Here is an 8,833-nt window from a genome sequence, read left to right on the forward strand (position 1 = left end):
ACACAGAATGAAAAATATAAAACTTAATTTCAGCATTTTCCAGAGGTTTTGGGCAATTGGTAAACTATATTGGTGGGAATCTCCAGAGAAATGGCGAGCAATTGGTTTATTTATATTGCTGCTTTGTCTTCTCAGTTTAGATTCAACTATAGGACTTAATCAACTCAAACAACAAGGAGAATTAATCTCTGCTTTAGTTGATGGGGACTCTGAAAGATTCTGGAAATCTGCATTTTTCTATATTGGTGCTTCTATTGTGTTAGCTGTTACTGTTGCTACTTGGCAGTATTTAGAAGATAAAATTCGTTTGCATTCCCGAGAGTGGTTAACTAAATTTTATTTAGATAAGTATTTCCAAAATGATTGCTTCTATAAAATCAATACCCTCTATCGAGAAATTGATAACCCCGATCAGCGAATTGCAGAAGATATTGCATCATTTTGTCATCGTTCTGTAACTCTATTTAGGCAGTTTGCCTTAGCAATTTTTAACTTGTTTGCATTTGGAATTCTACTTTGGGAAAAATCAAAATTATTGGTTCTGATTTTAGTCATATATTCTGTAGGAGGTATGCTAATTACAACTATAGGTTTTGGTAAAATTTTGATTCCAATTAAAAAAGAACAACTGAAACGAGAGGCAAATTTTCGATTTGGTTTAGTGAGAATTCGAGAGAATGCTGAATCAATTGCTTTTTATAATGGAGGCGATAGAGAATTTAGCTACATTAAGCAGGTATTTGCTCCGGTTTTAAGTATTTATAATAAAGTAATTACTTGGGAGAGAAACTTAGATATTTTTCAAAACATATATAATTATATTACCTGGATGTTACCCGCTTTAATTATTGGTCCGAGAATTTTGGCAGGGGAACCAGGGTTGGAAGTGGGAGCAATACAAGAAGCTAATGGAGCTTTTGGAAGGGTCTTTAGGTCTTTGAATATCATAGTTAGGATGTTTGAATTTCTCACCAGTTTTATCGCAGGAATTGAACGTTTAGAGAGTTTTGTTAAAGTTCTAGAAGAACCAAAAGCATCACCAGTCGAGGGTAGTACAACAATTGATACTGTTGAAGATTCCCGTTTAAGTTTACAGCATCTTACTTTGCAAACTCCAAACTATCAAAGAACTTTAGTTAAAAATGTATCTATAGAATTAAAACCGGGAGAAGGACTTTTAATTGTGGGGGTGAGTGGTAGTGGAAAGAGTTCTATTTTGCGAGCGATCGCTGGTTTGTGGAATTCTGGCACTGGGACAATTTACCGACCGAAACTAGAAGAGATTCTTTTTTTACCACAACATCCTTATATGATTTTAGGTTCCCTACGAGATCAACTGCTATATCCACGCACTGACTTAAATATCTCTGATGAAATAATTTATCGAGTGCTTAACCAAGTTAATTTGCCAAAATTAGCAGAAATATTCGGTGGTTTAGATACCGTTGAAGATTGGGAGAATATGTTGTCAATGGGAGAACAACAGCGGGTTGCTTTTGCTCGTTTGTTGTTGACTCAACCCCGTTATGCAATTTTAGACGAAGCAACGAGCGCTCTGGATGTGCAAAATGAACAAAGTCTTTACCAACATTTGCAAAGTTTATCGACTACTTATGTTAGTGTCGGACACCGACCAACTTTGTTACAATATCACCACCAAGTTTTGGAAGTTATGGGTGATGAAACTTGGCGAGTGACTTCTGCACAAGATTATAAGTTTATGCCAATTCATTAAAATAGGGAATAGGGAATAGGGAGTAGGGAGTAGGGAGTGTGGGGAGATGGGAAGTATGGGAAAAAATTAAAAAATGTGGTAGTGGTACATTGTAATGGTATAGGCAGTGGGAGCATCTTCCTCCCATTCTAAGTTTTCCTTATCTCCACCTACCATTACGCGAGCAGGACTACCAAAAATGGCGTTGGTAAAGCGCGTGTATGATATTAATCTTAATTACTTAGGAGTCAACCCACCCCTCGCCCCTCCCCCTCCCAGGAGGGGAACAGGAGTCAGGAGTCAGGAGGTAAGAAATAAGAAGAAAGAGGAATAGAAGGAGAAAGTTTTTCGGGAAGCGTAAAGGTCGCGGAGTTTTATAGCGCTCTTATCCGAAGATAATATCATACCTCAAATTACCAACGCCCCAAAAATATATATCTTCACCATTACTATGCAGGACTACCAGATTTTTTTATACCTAATTAAGCGGATTTGATATAATTGATAATTTATGGATAATAATTGATTTTATTTTTGATTTTTGGAGGTGTATATTAATATTTACAGCATTTTCCTAAAAATAGGGAGTAGGGAATAGGGTGTCGAAAAACAATTCGACCTCAGTAACTTGAGAAACGCTATATAATTAGAACTTACGCAATCAAACATAATTTAAGGGAAAAAAGATATGAAAAAAACAATTAAAAAAGCCTTTTTAGACACAGAAGACGGACAAATTTTTTACCGAATAGGAGGAGAAGGAGAACCTCTGGTTTTACTTCACATGACTCCTCGAAGTAGCGATGAATTTAAAGAGTTAATGGCAATTTTAGCCCCTAAATATCGTGTTATTGCTATGGACTTAATGGGGTTAGGAAATTCGGATAAACCTCCTAGAGAATATTCTATTGCAGACTATGCTAAAACTGTTATTTTATTGTTAGATGAATTAGGGATTCAAAAATGTAGCATTTTGGGCAGTTTAACAGGGGGTTATATTGCTGGAGAAGTTGCCGTATCTTATAGCGATCGCCTGAATAAATTAATTCTTTGTAATGTTCATGGTTTTGATGCAGAAGAAGCAGAAAAAATTGGCGAAAGGTATAGGCAAGGATTTACCATAAAAGAAGATGGTTCTCACCTCATGGAAAGATGGTTAACGCGGAGTAACTATCTGGAAGCAGAATTAAATCACCGTTGTCTTATTGATGATTTAAAAACTTTTGGTAGACCTATTTATACTGGTTTAGCAGTTAGTAAATATTGTGTTTCTGCCCAAGAAAGGTTTAAACTTATTCAATGTCCGACCTTAGTTTGTACAGGAGCTAAAGCATTAGAACCTATTGAAAAATATGGTTTAGCAAAAGCAGAAAATCAAGGTTGGTTATCTGAAGCAATTCCCCATAGTCAAGCTTTTGAAGTTGAAGGGGGAACCATTTGTATGATTAATCAAATGGCTGAAGAAATATCTAGAGTTGTTATTGATTTTTTAGATAACTGTTAAAGGAAAAAGTAACCTATTAGGAGTTTAACTTATGAGTTCTATTGACGAGACTACAGAAACCCATGAAATAACAAAAATGACTAATCTCTATGAAACTGACTTTGTGGAGTGGACTATTAAACAAGCTCAAGCATTAAACGATCACGATCTAAAAGCTCTTGATTGGAACAATTTAAAAGAGGAAATAGAAGACTTGGGAAAAGAACAAATTCATGCTGTCAGTAGTTTTATCAAAAGGTTAATTGAACACAAACTTAAACTAGACTATTCCTCTAATATTTATCCTCGAAACCACTGGCAAACTGAAATTAACAACTTTCAAGATGAAATTGAGAGAAGACTAACTAAAACTCTGTTAAACAAAGTAGATATAGATAAAGAGTACGAAAGAGCTAAAAGATTAGTTTTAAGTGAATATAAGTTAGACCTTCCCGATCAATGTCCTTATACTTTTGCAGATTTAATGCAAAGATTACCAGAAAATTGACAAGAATAATCATAAGTTACTGTTAATTTTTTTAGACAAAAATGTAGATGAGGAGAAATTAAAATTATGAAAATAAAGAGAGCCTTTTTAGATACAGAAGACGGTCAAATACATTATCGAATTGGTGGTGAAGGTGAACCACTAATTTTGCTACATCAAAATATAAAAAGTAGCGATGAATATCGAGAATTAATGCCAAGATTTATTAAAGAAGAAAAGTTAGTTATTGCTATGGATTTTTTAGGTTTTGGTGAATCGGATAAACCACCCAGAATGTATTATATAGAAGACTACGCCAAAACAGTTACTTTAGTTCTAGATCAATTAGGAATCAAAAAAGCAAATGTTCTTGGGCATCATACAGGTGCTTTCGTAGCAGCAGAAGTAGCAGCAGCATACCCAGAAAGAGTTAACAAACTGGTGTTATCCTGTATTGATTATTTTGAGGAAGAGGAGAGAAAAATACTTTATAGTAGGTTTTCTAATGCTTTTGAAATAAGAGAAGATGGTTCTCACCTAACAAACAGATGGCCTGTTCGTTTAAGCTATGTAGGTTCAATAGAATTAAATCATCGTTGTTTATTAGATGAGTTTAGATGCCATGGTTATCCTCCCTATGGTCCTTTTTCAATAATGAATTATGCAGAGAAAAGCTTAGAAAGATTTGGATTAATTAATTCTCAAACCCTAATCTTGTCTGGAACTGAAGACATTAAACAACTAGAAAAATTAGGACTGGCAAAATCAGAAAATAGAAAACTAATTACTCAAACAATTCCTAATGCTAAGAAAGTTGATATTGAAGGTGGTACAATTTACATGATGAATCAAATGTCTGAAGAAATTGCTAAAATAGTGGTGGATTTTTTAGATAATTAGAGAATTAATAATTGTATTTTTTGTTCAGTTATAAGCGATCTATATAAGATAAAACCCTCCCAGGTTTTGAAATATCCCGATAGACTCGAACAAATGCTAAAAAACCATCATCAGTAATATTTCTAGGAACAGTTGAAAAACTCGGACAATAGTGAAACCAATTCTTAATCAATTGATAATTACCTAGATTCATATACCCGACTAAAGTATATCCTTCTTCGTTATAACTTTGAATTGCTGGATAATGTCCATAATAATGAGGGAGAATAGCGATTAACCACACACCTCCCCCATTATTATCTTTCCTTAAATACTTCTTTTTAGCCACTTCAAATTGGCTAGTTTCTGTTTTTCCCCAAGGTAAAAATTTACTATCCAATGCTGGAATAAACTCACTCATTCTAGCATCAGGATGATCTATTTCTGAGGCTTCATATTTAAAGGGAACTACTCCATTTTCCATCCAAAGAATTTCTAGAGGTTCATCTCCTAAAACCTTCCAATTATCAACTCTAACTCCAGCAGGAATAAAAGAGTAACTATGTTTATCTAATTGCCATTCTCCTATTTGAATAACTCCACTCAGAACAAAAAAAATTTCTAGATCGGCTGTAAATATTCCTGCGGGAGCTGTAAATTGAGGGGGTAAACTTACCCTAGATGTAGATGCACCACAATTATGCCAAGATAATAATCTTCTTGTTGCGAAAGGGACAGTTTCTGGCATTCCCTGGATGCGCCAATCTAAAATTTCTGGTACAGTATTAGAGTCGAAAATTTGGTATTGACGAGGGATAAACTGAGGAGAAATTGCTGTACTTCTCCCAGATAAATTCATCCGTCCTCTACCATCTCCTCCCCAGTCTTCTTTAATTGATGGTACTTCAAATTCACTATTGCTATTTTCTTGGTTTTCGCCCATCATACTTTAGTCCCCTGTTGAAATTGGTATTTTTTAAGTAAACTATAATGTAATCTATAGTTCTTTGAAATGGCAAGTTCCACTATGCAAAATTAATTTAATATTTGGTGGAGGTAGAAAATAAGGAATAGGGAATAAAAAATATATCTGAGTAGTAAATATACAGCAGTTTCCGAAGTTATGAGGTACATATATTGATACTTTTAGGGAGTAGGGAGTAGAGAAGATGGGAATTAGGGTAGTGAAACAAGCAAAAAATATTTACCCCGAGTTGTACCGCATTAGTTTGAAATCTGCTATATCAATAATTGTGTCTACCTATTTATAGGAGATAAAATAGACTAATCTAAATATTAATCTCTGAACCTAAAACTTAACTATTTTAAGAATTATGAAAGTTGCTTTAATTACTGGTGGAACTCGTGGAATAGGGTTAGCTATTTCTCGTAAATTAGCTGAAGATGGTTTTAATCTGATCCTGGGATATCATTCTAACCATGATGCTGCTCTTGCAGTTAAAAAAGAGTTAGAAAAATTGAATATTAAGGTTATTACTGTAGCTGGAGACATCAAAAAATCTGAAACTGTTAATGCTTTATTTCAGGTAGTTGAAGAAAACTTTAATAGTCAACTCACAGCTTTTGTTCATGTCGCTGGTTATGCTATTACCGCAACACTCCCAGGAAATTTTACTTTTGAACAGTATGAAGCAGCTCAAGAAATTTATCCTAAAGCTTTTATTCGTTGTATAGAAAAAGCTCTAACTTATATGGTTGATGGTCAAGGTAGAGTCATTGTTATTTCTGCAACAGGTGTTCATAACCCAGGAAAAGTTTATGGAATGGCCGCACCCGCAAAAGCAGCAATGGAAACTTTGGCCAAACATTACGCGATCGCTGTTGCTCCACGGGGAATTACTGTTAATATTATTACCCCTGGTTATATCAAAACTCAAGCTTGGGATGGCTATCTTGATAAAGTTCCTTATATTGATAAAATGCCTCCCCAAGTCACCCCCATGGGAAGATGGGGACAACCGGAAGATATAGCTCCTTTAGTGGCCTTTCTTTGTTCTCCAGAAAGTCGATTTATCACAGGTCAACATATCTATGTTGATGGGGGACTAGAATTATCTTTATTTTGGAATATTCATCGGTTTAGTCAAACTCTATAGCGCTACGCGCTAGGGAATAGGGAATAGCAAACTGTAAAAGGATTTTAGGATTGAAAAATGTCCGGACCAATTCTTGTATTGCTATAGAACCCCTGATCGTATCTTCATAAATATGCGCGTTTTTTTAGCTAGGAGACAGGAGACAGGAGACAGAAGACAGGAGGTAAGAGGGAAGATGTGGGGAAAAATAATACAAAAAATTCAACACTCCTTGCTGATGATTTTTCCTCAAAATTGATGCGCGAAAAGACTTGAGAACCATAATTATATAGATCTCAAATGGGTGCTATAAAAGCAGAATAATCGATGATCGTGATGAAAACCGCGATCATCAATTTTCTGGCAATCTTTTCATCAAATCTTCAAAAGTATAAGGACAAATATCGGGTAAACTAACATCATATACTTTTAAAACTTTACGCTTTGCTCGCTCATATTCAGGTTGAATATTGATTTTATTTAATAGGGTATTAGTAAGTCTTCTCTCAATTTCATCTTGGAAATCATCAATTTCATCAATCCAATGTCCGCGCGATTGGATATCATTAGTGTAGTCTAGCTTTAATCTGTGAATTATAATTTGTTTTAAAAAGCTATGAACTGCATTAATTTGCTCTTTTCCCAAGTTGTCTATCTCCTCTCTTAAATTCTCCCAATCAAGTGCTTTTTCATTATGTTCACTCAAAGCTTTTGCTTGTTCTTCTGTCCATTGAACAAAATCTGTTTCATATAGATTAGTCATTCTAATCTTTATATTGGTTTGTCTAGTCACGTCAATAGAATTCATCAGTAAAACTCCTAATTATATTATATCCGTTTAAATAGTTATAAATAAATGACGGAGAAGTCAGAATTCAGGAGGGAAGAAAGAAGAAAAGAAGGAGAAAGTTTTTTGATCACTATATTAGATTTTTAATTTGCTGGTGATGCATTGTAATTATTTTTGTTACCAGAAACGGTAGTGGGAGCATCTTGCTCCCTTATTAGCGGGCAGGATGCCCGCACTAGGCATTGCTTCTTCCTATTTACCATTACGCTCCGCAGAACTACCCTTAATTTTATAACTCTCAAGGAACTACAATAATTTTTCCCATCAAACGACGCTCCTCCATTTTCGTCAATGCTGCTGACACTCCCTCCAGACTGACTACTTCCTCGATGGTCGGTTGCAACTTTCCCTGCACAAATGCTGGTATAATTAAATTTTTGAGAGTTTGCCAACTTGCCTGATAATCACTGTTATACCAAAGGGCAATACCGTAAACTGCAATATTGCGCCCCAGTAATTTTCCCATTGGTAAAGCAGCATCTAAACCAGTAGTCGTACCATAGCAAGCAATACGACCATTATTAGCTATAACTTCTAAACAGTCAGCAAATGTCACTTTACCAGCACCATCCACTGCCACCTGTACCCCTATATTATTTGTAATTTTTCTGACTTCAGAAACTACATTTTGATTGCTATAGTCAATGCAATAGTCAGCACCCAGTTTCAATAAGTATTCCACTTTAGCTCTATTACCAGCAGTGGCGATAACTTTTGCTCCCAATAATTTCGCTAGTTGTATTGCTGCCGTCCCCACACCACCACTACTAGGATGGACTAATACCCACTCTCCAACCTGAACTTTTGCCCGATAAATAAGAGCTAAAATAGCGGTCAAATAATTAATAGGTAAACTGGCAGCTACTTCAAAGGAAATATCATCAGGAATAGGTAATAATTCTGTTGCTGGAGCGATCGCCATTTCGGCAAAACCTCCTTTAACCTGCCCTACTACCCGCATTCCTGGCAAAAACCCTTCAACTTTTTCCCCTACTGCATCAACTATACCTGCTGCTTCTTGACCCAAAATTTGAGGTAGTGCATTATTCCCTGGTCTTTTATATTTTCCGTAGGTCATTTGCAGGTCTGAGTTATTAATTCCTGCTGCTCCTACACGCATTCTAATTTCACCAATATTTGGTGGCGACATTTCTGTTTCTTCTACTCGAATACCAGTAATACCTGTATATTCATGTATGCGAACTGCTTTCATTTTTGGTGTATTATTTAAACTATTTGGTTGTCCTGCTCGCGAACGTGTGAAGATATATATTTTTTAATTTCTGACCACACTCCCCATCCCCCCCATCTCCCCAACCCCCCC

Annotated in this window: 10 protein-coding genes; 7 read left to right on the forward strand and 3 right to left on the reverse strand. The window is 35.5% G+C overall.

The genetic code is table 11. The features are described from left to right. The first annotated feature begins 7 nt into the window (after positions 1–7). The 5 genes from D5R40_RS08675 (at position 8) to D5R40_RS08695 (ending at position 4,584) form a co-directional block, all read left to right on the forward strand. Complete coding sequence (locus D5R40_RS08675) at positions 8–1,735, forward strand: ABC transporter ATP-binding protein/permease (RefSeq protein WP_124147005.1); 1,728 nt, start codon at positions 8–10, stop codon at positions 1,733–1,735. Positions 1,736–1,841: 106 nt separating this feature from the next. Next, on the forward strand, positions 1,842–2,048 hold the full coding sequence (locus tag D5R40_RS34890; protein ID WP_124147006.1) for a hypothetical protein: 207 nt from the start codon (positions 1,842–1,844) through the stop codon (positions 2,046–2,048). 354 nt (positions 2,049–2,402) lie between these two features. Further along, a complete protein-coding gene (locus D5R40_RS08685; protein WP_124147007.1) occupies positions 2,403–3,218 on the forward strand; it encodes an alpha/beta fold hydrolase in 816 nt (271 codons plus the stop codon). Between the two features lie 31 nt (positions 3,219–3,249). Next, a complete protein-coding gene (locus tag D5R40_RS08690; RefSeq protein ID WP_124147008.1) occupies positions 3,250–3,705 on the forward strand; it encodes a DUF29 domain-containing protein in 456 nt (151 codons plus the stop codon). Positions 3,706–3,771: 66 nt separating this feature from the next. Further along, positions 3,772–4,584, forward strand: coding sequence for an alpha/beta fold hydrolase (locus D5R40_RS08695; protein ID WP_124147009.1), 813 nt, complete (start codon positions 3,772–3,774; stop codon positions 4,582–4,584). Positions 4,585–4,612: 28 nt separating this feature from the next. On the opposite strand, the gene D5R40_RS08700 is transcribed toward D5R40_RS08695, so the two are convergent. Then, a complete protein-coding gene (locus D5R40_RS08700; protein ID WP_240039151.1) occupies positions 4,613–5,509 on the reverse strand; it encodes a DUF4437 domain-containing protein in 897 nt (298 codons plus the stop codon). A gap of 388 nt (positions 5,510–5,897) precedes the next feature. Between D5R40_RS08700 and D5R40_RS08705 the strand changes: the two genes are divergently transcribed. Beyond that, on the forward strand, positions 5,898–6,680 hold the full coding sequence (locus D5R40_RS08705) for an SDR family NAD(P)-dependent oxidoreductase (protein WP_124147010.1): 783 nt from the start codon (positions 5,898–5,900) through the stop codon (positions 6,678–6,680). 112 nt (positions 6,681–6,792) lie between these two features. Further along, entirely contained in the window at positions 6,793–6,918 is a 126-nt protein-coding gene (locus D5R40_RS40880; protein WP_275670440.1) for a hypothetical protein, read from the forward strand. 93 nt (positions 6,919–7,011) lie between these two features. Here D5R40_RS40880 and D5R40_RS08710 read toward each other — a convergent pair whose 3' ends face one another. Together D5R40_RS08710 and D5R40_RS08715 are read right to left on the reverse strand one after the other, a co-directional pair. After that, positions 7,012–7,467 (reverse strand): DUF29 domain-containing protein, encoded by a 456-nt coding sequence (locus D5R40_RS08710; RefSeq protein WP_205127517.1) that lies wholly within the window; start codon positions 7,465–7,467, stop codon positions 7,012–7,014. A gap of 280 nt (positions 7,468–7,747) precedes the next feature. After that, the gene (locus tag D5R40_RS08715; RefSeq protein WP_124147011.1) at positions 7,748–8,722 is read right to left on the reverse strand and encodes a quinone oxidoreductase family protein; all 975 of its coding nucleotides are present in this window, start codon (positions 8,720–8,722) and stop codon (positions 7,748–7,750) included. Positions 8,723–8,833 lie beyond the last annotated feature (111 nt).

The sequence above is a fragment of the Okeania hirsuta genome (assembly GCF_003838195.1).
Classification (GTDB): Bacteria; Cyanobacteriota; Cyanobacteriia; order Cyanobacteriales; family Microcoleaceae; genus Okeania; species Okeania hirsuta.